The following is a 16,670-nucleotide window of genomic DNA, read 5'->3' as shown; positions in this document are numbered from 1 at the left end:
GGGGATGGCGGGAAACTTCGGTCCCGTGCGTCGGACCGGAACCTAATCGAAGGTCGATGCCTGGCCGGAGCTCTGCACCCGTCAGTTTTGCGTCACTTCGAGTGATGTGACGCGACATCGACCTGCTCGCCACGCTGCGTACTGTTGTCGCGGTGACATGCTCGTTTCCATAGCGGTATCGCGCCTTTGGTGTGAATTCACGAATTCCGAATTCGGTCTGGGTGAACGCCGGGTGACCCTGTGCGGTTTGCCCTGTCGGGCCGACGATCGGCTGAGCGGGACGGACGTACGGCGGATCTCAGCCAACGCTCAGCTTGCGGGCCGTACCGTGAGCCGAATGACATCGCCGTTGTCGGTCGCGCGGATCCGTCGCGCCCTGCCCACCGGCCGCCGGGCGGTCGCCGCGTCGGTGGCCGTCGTCCTGGTGGCGGCGCTCGTCGGGTGGGCGGTGTGGCCGGACCGGTCGGGCTTCCGCACCGAGTCCACCATGCTGACCGTGCGCTCCGGGCCGACCGGCGACGAGCCCGTCGACCTGGACACCACCCTCTACCTGCCGCGGGACGCGTCGACCGGCCGGAAGGTCCCGGCCGTGCTGCTGGCCCACGGCTTCGGTGGCACCAAGGACTCGGTCCGGGCCGACGCCGAGGACCTGGTGGGCCAGGGCTACGCGGTGCTGACCTGGACCGCGCGGGGCTTCGGCCGCAGCGGCGGCCAGATCCACCTGGACAGCCCCGACCACGAGGTACGCGACGCGCAGCGGCTGCTGGACTGGCTGGCCGCCCGCCCCGAGGTGCGTACCGACGCCGCCGGTGACCCCCGGGTCGGGGTGGTCGGCGGCTCGTACGGCGGCGGCCTGGCCCTGCTGCTGGCCGCGCAGGACCCCCGGGTCGACGCGATCGTCCCCATGATCACCTGGAACGACCTGTCCCGGGCCTTCCTGCCGGAGAGCACCGGCAAACCGGCCACCGAGGGCGTGTTCAAGAAGGGCTGGGCCGGCATCTTCTTCGGCGGCGGCGGCAGCGCCGGTTCCGGACCGGCCGGCCTCTCCGGCGACACCGCCGCCGCCCAGCCGGAGGGTGCTCCCGCGTCGGCCGGTGCACCCAGCCCGCAGCCGGGCAACGGGCCGGGCAGCCGGTCGTCGCGTGCCCCGGGGGCCGCCGCCGACCCGTCCTGCGGCCGGTTCGCCGCCGACGTCTGCGCCGCGTACCTGCGGATCGCCAGCACCGGGCGGGCCGACCAGGCGGCGGTGGACCTGCTGCGGCGCTCCTCCCCGGCCGACGTGCTGGGCCGGATCAAGGCCCCCGCCCTGCTGGTGCAGGGCGAGGCGGACACCCTCTTCCCGCTCACCGAGGCGGACGCCAACGCGCGCGGCATCGCCGCCGCCGGCACCCCGGTGCGGGTGGCCTGGTTCACCGGCGGCCACGACGGCGGCTCCGGGCCGACCAGCGACTCCGACCGGGTGAAGTACCTGACCGTGCAGTGGCTGGACCACTACGTCAAGGGCATCGGCGCGGCCCCCGGCGACGACTTCACGTTCTCCCGGATCGCCGGCTTCGACGCCCTCGACCGGGGGCTGGTCGCCACCGGTTACCGCACCGGGGACTACCCCGGGGTCACCGGGGACGCCCGGCGGGAGGTGCCGGTCGACGGGCCGGCGCAGCCGGTGGCCAACCCGCCCAACGGCAACCCGGCGGCGATCTCGGCGGTCCCGTTCGCCGGGTCGCTCGGCTCCCTGCTCGACGGGGTGGCCGGTGACGTGCCCGGCCAGCACGCCCGGTTCGAGTCCGCGCCGCTGGCCGAGGCGGTGGACGTGGTGGGCGCACCCACCGTCACCGTCCGGGCCGCGTCGGCGACCGGCGAGGCGGTGCTCTTCGCCAAGCTCTACGACGTCGACCCGGCCGGCGCGGCGACGCTGCCCTCCGGGTTGGTCGCCCCGATCCGGTTGACCGGGCTGCCGGCCACCATCGACGCGGCGCGGCCGGTCCAGGTCACCCTGCCGGCGATCGTCCGGCGGGTCGAGGCCGGGCACCGGCTGCGGGTGGTGCTGGCCACCGCCGACCAGGCGTACACCACACCGGCCGCGCCGGCCGTCTACACGGTGGCGGTCGACGGCGCGGTGAGCCTGCCGACGGTGACCGCCACGCCGATCCCGACCACCGCGACGGTGTGGCGCTGGGTGCTGGTCGGCCTGCTGGCCGCGATCGTGGTCGGGCTCGCCGTGGTCGTCGCCGTGGTCCGCCGCCGGCACCGCCGCCAGGACGACTCCGTCCATCCCGAGTACGCGGGCATCCCGCTGGCCGTCCGCGACCTGCGCAAGGAGTACGCGGACGGCTTCGTCGCGGTGTCCCGGGTGGACTTCGAGGTGCACCCCGGTCAGGTGATGGGGCTGCTCGGCCCGAACGGCGCCGGCAAGACCACCACCCTGCGGGTGCTGATGGGGCTGACCCAGCCGACCGCCGGGGAGATCTACGTCTTCGGGCACCGCCTGGTGCCCGGGTCGCCGGTGCTGTCGCGGATCGGCGCGCTGGTGGAGGGGCCCGGTTTCCTGCCGCACCTGTCCGGCCTGGAGAACCTGAAGGCGTACTGGCGGGCCACCGGACGGCCGTGGGCCGACGCGCACTTCGACGAGGCGTTGGAGATCGCCGGCCTGGGTGCCTCGGTGCACCGGCGGACCAGGAAGTACAGCCACGGGATGCGGCAGCGGCTGGCCATCGCGCAGGCCATGCTGGGCCTGCCGGAGCTGCTGGTGCTCGACGAGCCGACCGACGGGCTGGACCCGCCGCAGATCGCCGAGATGCGCCGGGTGCTCCAGCGGTACGCCACCGACGGCCGGGCGGTGCTGGTCTCCAGTCACCTGCTGGCCGAGGTGGAGCAGACCTGCACGCACGCGGTGGTGGTGAACAAGGGCCGGATCGTCGCCGCCGGTCCGGTCGAGGAGATCGTCGGCGAGTCGCCGAGCACCCTGTTCGAGGTGACCGACCAGGCCGCCGCGCGGGCGGTGCTGAGCCGGCTCGACACGGTGCAGGTGGTGGCCGACGACGACGGTGGCGGGTTGGTGGTGGACACCAACGGGACGGCCCGCAGCGAGGTGGTGGCCGAGCTGGTCCGGGCCGGGATCGGGGTGGACCGGGTGGTGCCACGGCGTCGCCTGGAGGACGCGTTCCTCGCCCTGGTGGGCGAGAACTCTCGGGGAAGCGGTGACCGGTGATGACGGGTTCTGCGGCGGCTTCGGCGTCGGGCGCTGGCCCGAACGGCGGCGCGGTTCCGTCCGGTGCGGCGTCGGGCGGCGCGGCCCCGGACGGGAGCGCGACGAGGGCGTTCGGGCCGGGTGGGGCGGCGGCCGGGTACCGGCCGGGGGCGACCCTGCCGTTCGGGGCGGAGTTCCGCCGGCAGGCGTCGCGGCGGCGTACCCAGTTGGCGCTCGGGTTCATGGTGCTGCTGCCGCTGATCATCCTGGTGGCGTTCCAGTTCGATTCCGGGGACGACGACGGCGGTGGGCGTGGCGAGTTCTCCAGCCTCGCCGACCTGGCCACCTCGGGCGGGCTCAACTTCACCCTCTTCTCGATCCTGGTGTCGGCGTCGTTCCTGCTGGTCGTGGTGGTGGCGCTGTTCTGCGGTGACACGGTGGCCAGCGAGGCGAGCTGGGGCAGCCTGCGCTACCTGCTGGCGGTGCCGGTGCCCCGGGCGCGGCTGCTGACGGTGAAGCTGCTGGTGGCGCTGGCGTACTCGGGGCTGGCCCTGCTGCTGCTGGCCGGCACGGCCCTGCTCGCCGGCACCCTGCGCTACGGCTGGTCGCCGCTGACCAGCCAGGTCGCCGCCGAGCTGACCCCGACCGAGGGGCTGCTGCGGCTGCTGGCGGTGCTGGGCTACCTGGCGGTGGTGCTGCTGGTGGTGGCCGGGCTGGCGTTCCTGCTCTCGGTGCTCACGGATGCCGCGCTGGGCGCGGTCGGCGGCGCGGTGCTGCTGTGGATCCTGTCCAGCATCCTGGACCAGATCACCGCGCTGGGGGTGCTGCGCGACTTCCTGCCGACCCATTACAGCAGCGCCTGGCTGGGCCTGCTCTCCACCCCGATGCAGACCGACGACGTGGTGCGGGGTGCGATCTCGGCGATCAGCTACGCCACCCTGTTCTGGGGCCTGGCCTTCTGGCGCTTCACCCGCAAGGACGTCACCAGCTGACCCGGCCGATCGGCGCCGACCCGGCCAGGTTGCCGGGCGGGTTGCCGGGCGGCTGTCGCAGCGGGGCCGGTGGTGCGGTGTCACTGCCGGCGGACACCGCACCATCGGCCCCGTTGAATGGATCACCCCGGTGTCGGGCGCACCCGCCGGCGTGGCCGACGGGGCGACCGCAGCGGCCCGGCGGGAAGTCGGCAGTGGCCGGGGCCGTCGAGCGGGGCGTCGCACCAGATCCGGGTACGCACGGACTGACCAGTCCTCCGGCGACAGGGTCGTCCCGCCGAAGTCGATGGCGAGCAGGTGTCCGAGTGGGCGACGTAACGCCATCGCCAGAGCGGCGACCTCGTCGGCGCTGGTCAGCGTTGTGATGGTCTCGTGGTGGTGGCATGCCTTCGGATCGTGGATCGCGCACGATCGTGGGGCTACTCCGTCTCGTTCTCCACGGCTGCACGGGCGGTGGCGCCGCTGCGGACCAGGATGGGGTTCCGTGGTGTGCCGGAGCGGATTCCCATGATCGTTTGCAGATTAGGGAGACGACACGCCGTGCCGAGTGCGCGAAAAGGTTAAATGATCATGGGTGCCCACCTGTGCCCACACCGGCGGTGCGGCTCCCACCCTCACCGGAGTGCGGCCTGCGGGGGCGGTACGACCTTGTCGAGTTGCCGTTCGAGGCTGAGCGGGTCGTCGAAGAACTCGACGTCGCTGACCGTGCGCAACTCGGCGACGATCGCTGCCGGCCAGTCGCGCGCCGAGCCGTCCAGCGCCGCGACCCGACTCTCTCTCGCGATCGTTGACAGGCCGAAGACGTGGTAGCAGTGCTCGGCTGCCTGATCGGGATCACGCAGGCTGACGGCTTGGACGTACGCCGCCTTGCTGTCGTTGGCGACCCGTAGGGTGACCGAGCGGTTGCGTCCCGACTCCAGCGGAATCGGAGCGTCACGTTGGAGATGTCGGCCACGCCCGGCCCAAGCGGTAACCCGGTCCGTGACCCGATCGACGAATCTGATCCCCGCCTGACGTGGGGCGAGCCATCGCAACTGATCAGCGCGGAGGGAGGCTTGGGCGACGTCAAGCACCAGCCTGCCCAGATCATCAGCGGCCCCGAAAGTCGTGATCTCACCAGGTGCGGCGTTGACCCCGTTGAGGCCGCCCCCAGTCATGATCTGGGCGAACGCCTCGGCTGCGCGGCCGGCCACCAGGTTCACTCCTGCCATGGCCAGCAGGGAAGCGGCGGCGGCACGATCGGTCACCCGGTAGCCGGAGCCCATCGGCTCGACCAACACCCGCACTCCGTCACCGTCGCCGTAGGACAGCGGCAGATCGACCAGCAGGCCGTCCCCGTACGGGTGCACGACGGTGTTGTCGTTGACGGCCCGGAGGACAGCACCGATGACATTCGTGGCGTTCACGATCATCTCCCTCCTCACGGCTCCCGCCAGATGAAGTCGTCCCCGATCGAGATGAAGCACTCTGCGGCGAACGCTTCCAGGATCGCACGGTACGTGCCGGGTGCGACCCTCGGTTGAAGCGGAACGGCAGGGATGTCGTCTGGTGCGTAAGCGCCCTCTTCGCCGCCGCCGGGCTCGCTGCGGTGCTTGTGGGTGCCGGGAATTGGGCGATGTGGGGTGTTCAGGCACAGACGGCGGGCGGAGAAGCCCGAACGACCGTCGCCAACGAGGTACTGAAGTTTCGGCTCGCTGGGTTCCAGCTCATTCACCATCATGCGGATTCGGCACGGAGCGAGCGCCATGATGTCGGTGTCGACCCGGAGCAAACCGTGTTTGATCATGGGGCTCTTGGCGGTCCACGAGATGCCGCCCACGGTTGTCGCTGCCGCAAGTGGTGACAGCAGGGCGCCCAGATTGGCGGCCGTCATCAGGGGGGACACCTGCCGACTCACGTGCGGACCCCTTCCTGCCGCCAGAGGTGACGACGTGAGACCACCTCGCTCTGTGTCGGGCCGGACACTATCGGAGACGGCGACGATGGGCGCAGAAGCAGCGCTCGTGTCGAGTCGCGAACCTGACACTGGTCGAAGCGTCAGCGAGTCCTCGTACCAAAGGCCGGGCGCGGTGGGGGTCAGCCGGGGGTGGGGAGGGAGACGGTGACCACCAGGCCGCCCTCGGGGCGGGGGGTCGCCCGCACCGTGCCGCCGTGCGCGCGGGCCACCGCCCGGACGATGGACAGCCCCAGGCCGAAGCCCCGCTGACCGGCGACCCGCTCCCGGTTGAGCCGGCGGAACGGCAGGAACATCGTCTCGATCTCGTAGCCGGGCACCACCGGCCCGCTGTTGCGGACCGTCAGGGTGGCCCGACCGTCGACCACGGCGGTGGCGACGGCGAGCCAGCCACCCTCGTCGACGTTGTGCCGGACGGCGTTCTCCACCAGGTTCTGGGTGAGCCGTTCCAGCAGGACCGGATCACCGACGGTGGGGGCCGGGGCCAGCTCACGGGTGACGCGCAGCGTGGTGGACCGGGCGGTCTGCTCCGCGACGTGCCCGGCGACCTCGGCGAGGTCCACGTCGGTGCGTTCGGCGAGTTCGTTCTCCGAGTCGGCGAGGGTGAGCAGCCCGTCGATCAGCCGCTCGTGGCGTTCGTTGACCGCCAGCAGGGTCTCGCCGAGCTGCCGCAGCTCGGGCGGGGCGTCCGAACGGGTGATCGCCAGCTCGACCAGGGATCGGTTGATCGCCAGCGGGGTACGCAGTTCGTGGGAGGCGTTGGCGACGAAGCGCCGCTGCCCGTCGAAGGACCGGTCGAGCCGTTCGAGCATCAGGTCGAAGGTGTCGGCCAGCTCCTTCACCTCGTCGGTCGGACCGACCAGGGCGATCCGCTCGTGCAGCCCGCGGCCCGCGCCGTCCGCCCCGGCGATCCGGCGGGCCGTGCCGGTGATCTGCTGCAACGGCTGCAACGCCCGGCCGGCGACCAGCCAGCCGAAGGCGACCGCGGCGATGGTCACCACGGCCAGCGCCACCCCACCCTGGGTGAGCAGCGAGTCCAGGGCGTCCCGCCGGGCGTCGTCCTGCACCTGCCGGACGATGGTGCGCAGGTGTTCGGCCTGGCTGGTACTGATCTGGGTGCCCTGCGGCAGCGAGATCGACTCCTGGCCGCCGCTGCCGCGCAGGTTGAACCCGAGCCCGTGGGCGAGCCGCTGGTCGACCAGCACGTACGTCACGGCGAGCAGCACCGTGCCGGCGAGCAGGAACAGGCCGCCGTAGATGATGGTCAGCCTGGCCCGGATGGTCGCTTTCCTCATCGGATCTGGTACCCCACTCCGGGCACCGTCTCGATGACCGGCGGGTCACCGAGCTTGCGTCGCAGCTTCATCACGGTGACCCGCAGCACGTTGGTCATCGGGTCGATGTGCTCGTCCCAGGCCCGTTCGAGCAGGTCCTCGGCGGAGACCACCGCGCCGTCGGCGCGCAGCAGCTCGGCCAGCACGCTGAACTCCTTGCGGGACAGCGGCACGAAGTTCCCGTCCCGAGTGACCTGCAACCGGGACGGGTCCAGGACGATCCCGGCCCGGGTGAGCTGCGGCGGGGCCGCCGGCCGGGTGCGCCGGGTCAGCGCGTGCACCCGGGCGCTCAGCTCGACGAACGCGAACGGCTTGGTGAGGTAGTCGTCGGCGCCGATGGCCAGGCCGGCGACCCGTTCCCGGACGGCGGCGGCGGCGGTCAGCATCAGGATCCGGGTGTCCCGCTCGGCCCGGACCAGCGCCCGGCACACGTCGTCGCCGTGCACCACCGGCAGGTCCCGGTCGAGCACCACCACGTCGTAGCCGTTGACGCCGATCCGTTCCAGGGCCGCGTCACCGTCGTACGCGACGTCGACCGCGAACGACTCCCGACGGAGCCATTCGGCGATCGCGTCCGCGAGCAGCTTCTCGTCCTCGCACACCAGTACGCGCACCGTTACATCCTCGCCCACGCCGGGATAACCACCGCGTTAACGCCACCGCTTATGCCCTGGATACCGCCTCAGGAGTTGAGTTATCCCTAATGCCGGCTCTCTGCCGGCCGGAAGGGAGACCGACGATGCGACGAAATCCGCTGAGCCTGCTGCTGGCCCTGCCCGTGGTGGCGGCCCTGGCCCTGAGCGGCTGCCAGTCCGCCGGCGACGACGATCCCGGGGTGGCCACCGCCGGTGGCGGCGGCGCGGAGCCCTCGGTGTCCGCCGCCGGGCTGAGCGACGAGCAACGCCAGCTCAAGTTCACCGCGTGCCTGCGGGAACAGGGCCTCGACGTGCCGGACCCGCAGCCGGGGCAGAAGGGGCCCCGGTTCGACTCCGGGTCGGACATCGACCTGGGCAAGGTGCAGGCGGCGCTCCAGCAGTGCCGCGAGTACGCCCCCAACGGCGGGCAGCCCCGGCAGCTCGACGCCGAACAGACCGAGCAGGTCCGCAAGCTGGCCGGCTGCATGCGGGAGAACGGCGTGCCGGACTTCCCGGACCCCGCTGCCGACGGGCGTATCCAGCCCGGCAAGGCCAACATCGACCTGAAGGACCCGAAGGTGCGGGCCGCGTTCGACAAGTGCCGGGAGATCATGCCCAACCTCGGTGAACGCCGGAGGACGTCATGAGCACCACGACCCGACCCGCCGAGTCGACCGCCGCACCCGACGAGCCACCGGCGCGGCGGCGACGCCCACGGGTCGGGGTCCTCCTCGGCGCGGTGGGGTTGCTCGTCGTGGCGGTGGCGGTCGTCGCGGTCACCTCCGCGTCCGACGGTCAGGCCGACCGGTCCACCGCCGTCGACCGGCCGCCGGCGACCGCCACCGTGACCCGGCAGACCCTGGTCGACCGGGAGACCAAGAACGGCGAGCTGGGGTACGGCACCCCGCGTGCCCGGGAGAGCCGGCTGGCCGGGACGGTCACCTGGCTCGCCGCGGGTGGCGCGACGGTCAAGCGGGGCAGGGCGCTCTACCGGATCGACGACGAGCCGGTGGTGCTGCTCTACGGCGGCCTGCCCGCGTACCGGATGCTGCGCTCCGGGGTCAGCGGCACCGACGTCAAGCAGTTCGAGCAGAACCTCGCCGCGCTCGGGCACACCGGCTTCGACGTCGACGAGGACTTCACCTCGGCGACCGCCGACGCGGTCCGCGACTGGCAGGAGGACCTGGGCCTGCCGGAGACCGGCCAGGTCGAGCCGGCCCGGATCGTCTACGCCCCCGGCGAGGTCCGGGTGGAGAGCCACGGCGTGGAGGTGGGCGACACGGTCGGCGCGGGCAAGGTGGTGCTGTCCACCACCGGGACGGCCCGGCTGGTCACCTGCACCCTGGACGTCGAGGACCAGCGGCTGGCCCGCAAGGGCGCGGAGGTGACCATCACCCTGCCGGACGGCACCCGCAGCACGGGCCGGGTCGACACGGTCGAGACCGTGGTGCAGACGTCGGCGGCGTCCGGCAAGGACCCGGAGACCGAAACCAAGATCGAGGTCACCGTCACCGGGGACGACCCCAAGGTGCTGGCCGGCTACGACAAGGCGGCGGTGGATCTCGGGCTGATCGCCTCGGAACGCCCCGACGTGCTCTCCGTACCGGTCGCGGCGCTGCTCACCCTCGCCGAGGGCGGTTACGGGCTGCAGGTCGTGGAGGAGACCGGTACCCGGATCGTCGCGGTGCGTACCGGCCTCTTCGCGGCCGGTCAGGTGGAGGTCTCCGGCGAGGGGGTCACCGCGGGGCTGACCGTGGGGATGCCCGGTGACTGAACCGGCCCGGGTCGCCGGCCCCGACCACGTGGTCGAGCTGCGCGACGTCACGAAACGGTACGGCGACACGGTCGCCGCCCTCGGCGGGGTGTCGATGACCGTCGACCGGGGTGCCCTGGTGGCCATCGTCGGCCCGTCCGGGTCGGGGAAGTCCACCATGCTCAACGTGATCGGCACCCTGGACCGGCCCAGCTCGGGCGCGGTCCACATCGACGGGTACGACGCGGCGCGGCTGTCCGACCGGGAGCTGTCCGCGTTGCGGGCCAGCCGGATCGGCTTCGTGTTCCAGCAGTTCCACCTGGCTGCCGGCCTACCCCTGGTGGAGAACGTGGCGGACGGCCTGCTCTATGCCGGGGTGCCCCGGCGGGAGCGGCGGCGGCGGGCGGAGACGGCGCTGCGCCGGGTCGGCCTGGGCCACCGGCTGGACCACCGGCCGCACCAGCTCTCCGGCGGGGAGCGGCAGCGGGCGGCGATCGCGCGGGCGGTGGTCGGTGAGCCGCCGCTGCTGCTGGCCGACGAACCGACCGGCAACCTCGACTCCAGCTCCGGCGCGGGGGTGATGGAGCTGCTGCACGAACTGCACGCGGCCGGCACCACCGTCGTGGTCATCACCCACGACCGGGAGATCGCGGCGAGTCTGCCCCGGCAGGTGCAGATGCGCGACGGGCTGATCGTGGCGGACTCCGCCGCGCCGACCGGGGGGGTGCTCCGATGACCACGAGCCCGGTGCTGTCGACCAGGGTGCGGCAACAGGCCGACACCGGGCGGCCGGAGCGGCTGCGACCGGCCCGGATGAGCCCACGGGACGTGCTGCGGGTCGGCGGCGTGGGGCTGCGCACCCGGCCGCTGCGGGCGTTCCTGTCCGCCCTGGGCATCGCCATCGGCATCGCGGCGATGATCAGCGTGGTCGGCATCTCGTCGTCGTCCCGGGCCGACCTGGACCGGACGCTGGCCGCCCTCGGCACCAACCTGCTCACCGTCGCGCCGGGCAGCACCCTGTTCGGGGCCGACGCCCAGTTGCCGGTCGAGGCGGTCGGCATGATCAGCCGGATCGGCCCGGTACGCCAGGTGTCGGCCACCGCACAACTGGCGGACACCCCGGTCTACCGGTCGGACCGCATTCCGGTGGCGGAGACCGGTGGGCTGGGCACCCAGGCGGTGGAGCTGGACCTGCTCGACACCGTCGGCGGCACGTTGGCCAGCGGCACCTGGCTCAACGAGGCGACCGCGCAGTATCCGGCCACGGTGCTCGGGTCGGTCGCCGCGCAGCGGCTGGGCCTCGGCGCGGCCGGGCCGGACATCCAGGTGTACGTCGACGGGCGGTGGTTCACCGTGATCGGCATCCTGCGGCCGGTCCCGCTCGCCCCGGAACTCGACTCGTCGGCGCTGGTCGGCTGGTCGGCCGCGACCACCTACCTCGGCCTGGACGGGCATCCGACCCGGATCTACACCCGCTCGGTCGAGCAGCACGTCGAGGCGGTCCGGGCGGTGCTGGCGGCGACGGCCAACCCGGAGCAGTCCAACGAGATCCAGGTCTCCCGGCCGTCGGACGCGCTCGCCGCCCAGCAGGCCACCGACGAGGCGTTCACCGGCCTGCTGCTCGGGCTGGGCGCGGTGGCGTTGCTGGTCGGCGGGGTGGGGGTGGCCAACACCATGGTCATCTCGGTGATCGAGCGGCGGGCCGAGATCGGGCTGCGGCGGTCGCTGGGCGCGACCCGGGGGCAGATCCGGACCCAGTTCCTCGCCGAGTCGCTGCTGCTGTCCGCCCTGGGCGGGGTCGGCGGGGTGCTGCTCGGCGGCCTGGTCACCGCCGGTTACGCCAGCTCGCAGGGGTGGCCGACGGTGGTGCCGCTCTGGGTGGTGGCCGGCGGCATCGGGGCGACCATCGTCATCGGCGCGGTGGCCGGGCTCTACCCGGCGATCCGGGCCAGCCGGCTCTCGCCCACCGAGGCGCTCGCCGCCCCGTGACCGCCCGGTCCGGCCCGGCACCGCCCGGCCGGTGACCTGCCGACGGACACGACCACCGGCCCGCGCGCCACACCCGTCACCGGGATGTGGCGCGCGGGCCGGGGTGGCCCGGCGGCCGTCGGGGGACCACCCCGGCCGCCGGGCCACGGTCAGCCGGCCGGGGTCACCGGCGGCTGACCCGGATCAGCTCCCAGCCCCCCTTGGGGACGCCGGGCGTCGGGTCGGTACGCAGGTTCATCGGGTTCGCCATCCCGACGTAGAGCGTGGAACCGTCCACGATCATCGTGCGGACCCCCTGGTTGAGCGGGTTGCCGAAGCCGCCGGTGTCGACCGCGCGGGCGGGCCGGTTCGGCGCGTCGAACGCCCAGAGGTCGGAGCCGAAGGTGGGCGGGGTGGTGGTGGCACCGGCGGGCGGCGTCGGCATCTGCCCCTCCAGGGAGATGTACGCGAAGTCCATGGTGCCGATGTAGAGCCGGCCACCGGCCACCGCCATCTTCCAGGCGTACAGGTTGAACGGGTCGCCGAAGCCGGAACCGCCGTAGACCGGGGTCACCCCGGTGGATGCCGGCGCCCAGGCACCCACGCCGTTGTTCGCGGTCGGGTCGAAGGCCGGCAGCGTCGACTCGCCGTAGAGCGTCTCGATCCGTTCGTGCGACCCGCCGAGGTTCTGGCCCTGGAAGACGGCGAACGCCCGCTGGGTGTTCTGCACGGTGGCCTGGAGCTGTGCCTGGGTACGCGGCGGGTACACCGAGACGTGCAGGGCGGTCGCCTGCAGCGGCACGTGCATGGTGCCCCAGTAGAGCCGGCCGCCGAAGGAGGCGAGCCCACCGAGGGCGTACGCCCGGCGGACCACCGGGTCCGGCTCGTACTCGGCCGCCGACCAGACCTGCTTCCAGTTCCCGGCGTCCTCCGGGTTGAGACCGGGTGCGCCGACGGCGAGCAGCGGGCTCATCCAGATGCTGGCCAGGTCGTTGACGTCGTCGGCCGGGGGCGGTGCCAGCGGGGTGCCGCCGTCGCCGGAGGCCGGGGCCACCGTGCTGACCGGGGACGGCGCGACCGAGCCCTCGACGATCGCCTTGGGCCAGGTGGAGACGTAGAGCCGGCCCTGGTGTTCGGTCAGGTCGGCGACCTGGGTGGGCAGGTCGGCGACCTCGGTGAAGGTGAACGGGCTGGTGCGGTCACCGGTCCAGCGCAGCACCTTGCCCGACTCGCCGCCGTTGATGCCCACGCCGACCCCGGCGTAGAGCACACCGCCGGCCACCACCCAGTGCCGGATGTTCTCGTACGCGGAGAGGTTGGTCGAGCCGAGGTACCGGCCGGTGATGCCGTCGAAGGCGAACACGTTCACCCCACCGACCACGCTCGGGCCGGCGAGCAGCACGACCCCCTGGTGGGAGGCGGCGCTGCGCAGCCCGGCCGTCGTGTTCAGCAGGTCGGCGTCCGCCGGGGAGGCCGACGTGATGTCGGCGGTGCGCTCGGTGAGCCGCTCGGTGGCCAGGTCGTAGGTGTAGACCTCGGGGGCACGGTGGTCGCCGAGGGTCGCCGGCCAGGCCGGGTTGTTCCGGGCCGGCTGGCTCTGGTTGAACTCGCAGACGTAGTCGTCGTTGAGGATCGGTTCCCGGACCTGGTAGCCCTTGGGCTTCAGGCAGAGCACGTTCGCCCCGGTGCCGAACCAGAGCCGGCGGCCGGCCTGGGCGAGGCCCCAGACGTACGACTGGTTGACCTTGGGCTGCCCCACGGCGCAGGGCGGTCCGGCCGGGTAGTCGACGCCGACCCCGGCGAAGCACTCGTCGGCGGCGGCCTTGGCGAGCAGGCGCACCGACTCGGGCGGGACGTCGGCGCTGGCCGGGGTGGGGAAGGTGGGCAACAGAATCAGGGCGGCCAATGCGGGTAGTAGTCGTCGGGGCAGCGGGTTTCGACGTTGCACGGTGGTCCTTTCCGGGAATGGCCGGTCGGTGTGGCGGTGGCCGGGACAAGGTGGACCGGACCGCCTCCGACCAGCGGGTGGATGATCGACGTCGGGCACGGAAATGCAGGTCAGGCCGATGATGGTGCGTCGGCTGACCGGAACGGGAATTGCCGGCACAGGGGCCGGGCCGGCGCGGCGGGGTGGTGTGGGGGTGAGGCGGTGATCCGGAGAATGGTGCCGTGGTCCGGACCGATCTGCCGACGAGGTTAACGCATTTCAATGCCGCTCATTACGGTGAGACTTGTTAAGGATTATTGAACCGCCAAGATCGCTGACCGACCGGGTCGGCGCGTCCCGGAATGCGCGTCGGGACGCCTCCGGCGGGCACAATGGAAATTGCTGATGCGTGGGACGCTTGAGGGTGTCCAGGGCATATCGTGCCAACTGGTCGCTGTCGCCGGAATTCGCCGTGGGCGGGGGGACGGGAGCTGATCCGGGCCGGCGACGGACGGCTCCGGGGCGGCCCGTTCCGGCACCCGGGCATCACCACTGCGAGCAGCGGGAACCCGGGCCGCGTCCGGGTGCCGTGCCGGTGGGGTGACGGAGTGCGGCGCGGACCGCTGGGCCGGGTCGGCGACATCGGCATCGGCAGCGCGCCCGCACCGGTCGACCCGGTGGGTCCACCGGGCCATCCCGGCGGGTTGCCGGGCGACCCCAACGAATTGTGTGCATGTTTATTTTCCATAAACACGGGCTATGAACTTGATGACAGTTAATGCAAATTTCTCAATCAGTTCGTCAGGCGGTGGCGCGGTGGCACGTCGCCGGGTGGTGGCGCGGTGGCGTCGGATGGCTCGGGGCGGCTCGGGGTGGCTCGAAGCGTCGTCCGGCGGTGCGGCCGGGGGATGGCGGCGTGGGTGCGGGCCGGGCGGGTGGGGCCGGGGTGGGTCGGGCCGGGGTAGGTCGGGCCGGGGTGGGTCGGGCCGGTCGGGGCGGCTGACCGGATCGGACACCACCATGTCGAGCAGCTCGGCCGGCAGGTGGGGATGGTGGGTCGGGGCGGGCCGTCGGGCCGGCGTGCGGTAAAGTTTTCTAGCGGGATGTTCCCAGTTACAAAGTTTTCACGAACTTCTATGCGCTGATGCCTCATGATGGATGGATCGATCCCCATCAATGGAGGTATCCCCATGAACGTGTCTCGGCTCGGCGGGCCGACACTGTCGCTGTACCGCATCGTCATCGGCCTGCTGTTCATGCTGCACGGCCTGTCCTCTGTCTTCGGGCTGTTCGGCGGCAACCCGATGACCGGCAAGGCCATCCCGGTCGGCACCTGGCCGGGCTGGTGGGCGGCGCTGATCCAACTGGTCTGCGGCGCGCTGGTGCTGGCCGGTCTGTTCACCAGGCCCGCCGCGCTGCTCGCGTCCGGCTCGATGGCGTACGCCTACTTCGTGGTGCACCAGCCGGACGGCCTGCTGCCGCTGCGCAACGGCGGTGAGCTGTCGGCGCTCTTCTGCTGGTCGTTCCTGCTGATCGCGGTGCTCGGCCCGGGTTCCTGGGCGCTCGACACGCTGCTCACCCGGCGGCGTGCCGACGCCCCGCCGGCCCCGGTGGCCGAGCACGAGCGCAACTCCGTGCCGGCCTGACCGACCGGTCCGCGCCGCCGGAGCCTCGACGAGGCGGCCCCGGCGGCGCCCCCGGTCAGGGGTGGTGGACCACGAGGGTGGCGTCCGTTCCGTCGGCGCGGTCGGGCGCTACTCCGGTCAGGGGTTGTAGGGGGCGTCGGTGTGGCTCACCTCGGTGAGCTTGGAGCCGGAGAGCTTGTAGACCGACGTCCGCTTGATGTTCAGCTCGGCCATCCCCCGGCCGGGGCCACGGGTCAACCAGACCACGGTGGCCCGGCCGTCGGCCACGGTGATCGACACGACCGGCGTCCGGTCGCCGAGGTCGGCCAACGCCCGGAACGTCGGCGTGCCGCCGCTGTTGCGCCACGCGGCCAGCGTGTAGAAGGTGCCGGTGCCCCCGGAGTTGATCGCCACCGCGCCCACCGCGTCGTCCGCGCCGTCCCCGTCGAGGTCGCCGATGCCGCACGGCTTCTGCAGCGTGACGGTGGCGCCGTCCTCGCCCGACCACTGCCCGTCGGCCAGTGGCAGGTAGTCCGGGTAGCCGTTGTAGGGCACCTTGCTGCTGCCGAGTCGGGCCTGGGCGAGGTGGGCACAGGTCATCGGCTTCTTGGCCGGGGCGGCGGCGGGGGTGGTGCTGATCGCCGATGCGGTGGGGGAGGCGCTCTTCGGCTGTGGCGCGGGTGTCTCGCTGGTCGGACTCGCCTCGGGCGTGGTCGCGTTCAGCACCGAGGCGGTGGAGGGCTCGGTGGACGGGCCGACCGTGGGAGCCGCCCCGCTCTGCTCGGCCTGTCCACCCCCGCAGGCGGCGAGCAGGCAGAGCAGGGTGAGGGCCGTGAGGGCCGACGGGATCCGTCGCATGGTCGGGGGTCCTCTCTCGACGTCAGATGCCCGCACCGTACTGATCGATGGCAATACCGGTCATCGGCTCGACGGCCGGGCCGCACCGGCCTGTCGGAGCGGTGTCAGGGGCCGACCGGCGGGCCGGTGTACGGGTGTCCGGGATCGGTGGGCGCAACCGTCCTGAGCTGGAAACCTGCCCGTAACATCGGCCGCCGTCGTCGCCGCCGGGGGCGGATGGGCCGAGGGTTGGCTCACACCGTGGGAGCGGACTGGGCGATGGCGGCGAAGCTGCCTAGACTCGACCTCACAACTGCATACCTCATCCAGAGGGGCTGAGGGATACGGCCCGACGACGCCCCGGCAACCACCCCGCGCGCTCATCGCTGAGCGTCCCGTGGGGCAGGTGCCAATTCCGTCCCCGCCGCAGGGTGCGATGTGGGGAAAGATGAGAGGAA

General features: G+C 72.5%; 13 protein-coding genes, 1 pseudogene and 1 riboswitch. Of the genes and pseudogenes, 7 read left to right on the top strand and 7 right to left on the bottom strand.

Features of this window, described 5'->3' with window-relative positions:
• Nucleotides 1-337 precede the first annotated feature (337 nt).
• Entirely contained in the window at nt 338-3,208 is a 2,871-nt protein-coding gene (locus tag O7625_RS04495) for an alpha/beta fold hydrolase (RefSeq protein WP_282344498.1), read from the top strand.
• The gene (locus O7625_RS04490) at nt 3,208-4,179 is read left to right on the top strand and encodes an ABC transporter permease subunit (RefSeq protein ID WP_067305298.1); all 972 of its coding nucleotides are present in this window, start codon (nt 3,208-3,210) and stop codon (nt 4,177-4,179) included. Before O7625_RS04495 ends, O7625_RS04490 begins: the two co-directional genes overlap by 1 nt.
• A gap of 122 nt (nt 4,180-4,301) precedes the next feature.
• Here O7625_RS04490 and O7625_RS30235 read toward each other — a convergent pair.
• From O7625_RS30235 to O7625_RS04470, 5 genes and pseudogenes are all read right to left on the bottom strand, one after another.
• Nucleotides 4,302-4,581: pseudogene (locus O7625_RS30235) on the bottom strand (hypothetical protein).
• Between the two features lie 212 nt (nt 4,582-4,793).
• On the bottom strand, nt 4,794-5,591 hold the full coding sequence (locus O7625_RS04485; protein ID WP_282344497.1) for a hypothetical protein: 798 nt from the start codon (nt 5,589-5,591) through the stop codon (nt 4,794-4,796).
• A gap of 8 nt (nt 5,592-5,599) precedes the next feature.
• Nucleotides 5,600-6,052 carry a hypothetical protein gene (locus tag O7625_RS04480; RefSeq protein ID WP_282344496.1) on the bottom strand — a complete coding sequence of 151 codons (453 nt, stop codon included), beginning with the start codon at nt 6,050-6,052 and terminating at the stop codon, nt 5,600-5,602.
• Between the two features lie 203 nt (nt 6,053-6,255).
• The gene (locus O7625_RS04475; RefSeq protein WP_282344495.1) at nt 6,256-7,428 is read right to left on the bottom strand and encodes a HAMP domain-containing sensor histidine kinase; all 1,173 of its coding nucleotides are present in this window, start codon (nt 7,426-7,428) and stop codon (nt 6,256-6,258) included.
• On the bottom strand, nt 7,425-8,081 hold the full coding sequence (locus O7625_RS04470; protein WP_067305293.1) for a response regulator transcription factor: 657 nt from the start codon (nt 8,079-8,081) through the stop codon (nt 7,425-7,427). Before O7625_RS04470 ends, O7625_RS04475 begins: the two co-directional genes overlap by 4 nt.
• A gap of 125 nt (nt 8,082-8,206) precedes the next feature.
• Between O7625_RS04470 and O7625_RS04465 the strand changes: the two genes are divergently transcribed.
• The 4 genes from O7625_RS04465 (at nt 8,207) to O7625_RS04450 (ending at nt 11,844) form a co-directional block, all read left to right on the top strand.
• Complete coding sequence (locus O7625_RS04465; RefSeq protein ID WP_282344494.1) at nt 8,207-8,749, top strand: hypothetical protein; 543 nt, start codon at nt 8,207-8,209, stop codon at nt 8,747-8,749.
• Nucleotides 8,746-9,876 (top strand): peptidoglycan-binding domain-containing protein, encoded by a 1,131-nt coding sequence (locus O7625_RS04460; protein WP_282344493.1) that lies wholly within the window; start codon nt 8,746-8,748, stop codon nt 9,874-9,876. The genes O7625_RS04465 and O7625_RS04460 overlap by 4 nt, the downstream gene beginning before the upstream one ends.
• Before the next feature lie 28 nt (nt 9,877-9,904).
• Complete coding sequence (locus tag O7625_RS04455; protein ID WP_282346805.1) at nt 9,905-10,591, top strand: ABC transporter ATP-binding protein; 687 nt, start codon at nt 9,905-9,907, stop codon at nt 10,589-10,591.
• A gap of 77 nt (nt 10,592-10,668) precedes the next feature.
• Nucleotides 10,669-11,844 carry an ABC transporter permease gene (locus O7625_RS04450; protein ID WP_197700124.1) on the top strand — a complete coding sequence of 392 codons (1,176 nt, stop codon included), beginning with the start codon at nt 10,669-10,671 and terminating at the stop codon, nt 11,842-11,844.
• Nucleotides 11,845-12,007: 163 nt separating this feature from the next.
• Here O7625_RS04450 and O7625_RS04445 read toward each other — a convergent pair whose 3' ends face one another.
• On the bottom strand, nt 12,008-13,771 hold the full coding sequence (locus O7625_RS04445; protein ID WP_282344492.1) for a hypothetical protein: 1,764 nt from the start codon (nt 13,769-13,771) through the stop codon (nt 12,008-12,010).
• Between the two features lie 1,169 nt (nt 13,772-14,940).
• Between O7625_RS04445 and O7625_RS04440 the strand changes: the two genes are divergently transcribed.
• Nucleotides 14,941-15,396, top strand: a complete 456-nt coding sequence (locus tag O7625_RS04440; RefSeq protein ID WP_067305282.1) for a DoxX family protein — start codon at nt 14,941-14,943, stop codon at nt 15,394-15,396.
• Nucleotides 15,397-15,513: 117 nt separating this feature from the next.
• Here O7625_RS04440 and O7625_RS04435 read toward each other — a convergent pair whose 3' ends face one another.
• A complete protein-coding gene (locus O7625_RS04435; protein ID WP_282344491.1) occupies nt 15,514-16,233 on the bottom strand; it encodes a hypothetical protein in 720 nt (239 codons plus the stop codon).
• A gap of 298 nt (nt 16,234-16,531) precedes the next feature.
• A riboswitch (SAM riboswitch) is annotated at nt 16,532-16,667 on the top strand.
• The last annotated feature ends 3 nt before the right edge of the window (nt 16,668-16,670 follow it).

Source organism: Micromonospora sp. WMMD714 (genome assembly GCF_029581315.1).
In the GTDB taxonomy this organism is placed as follows: domain Bacteria; phylum Actinomycetota; class Actinomycetes; order Mycobacteriales; family Micromonosporaceae; genus Micromonospora; species Micromonospora rifamycinica.
Note: the sequence above shows the minus strand (reverse complement) of the source record. Positions and strands in the feature narration are given on the sequence as shown.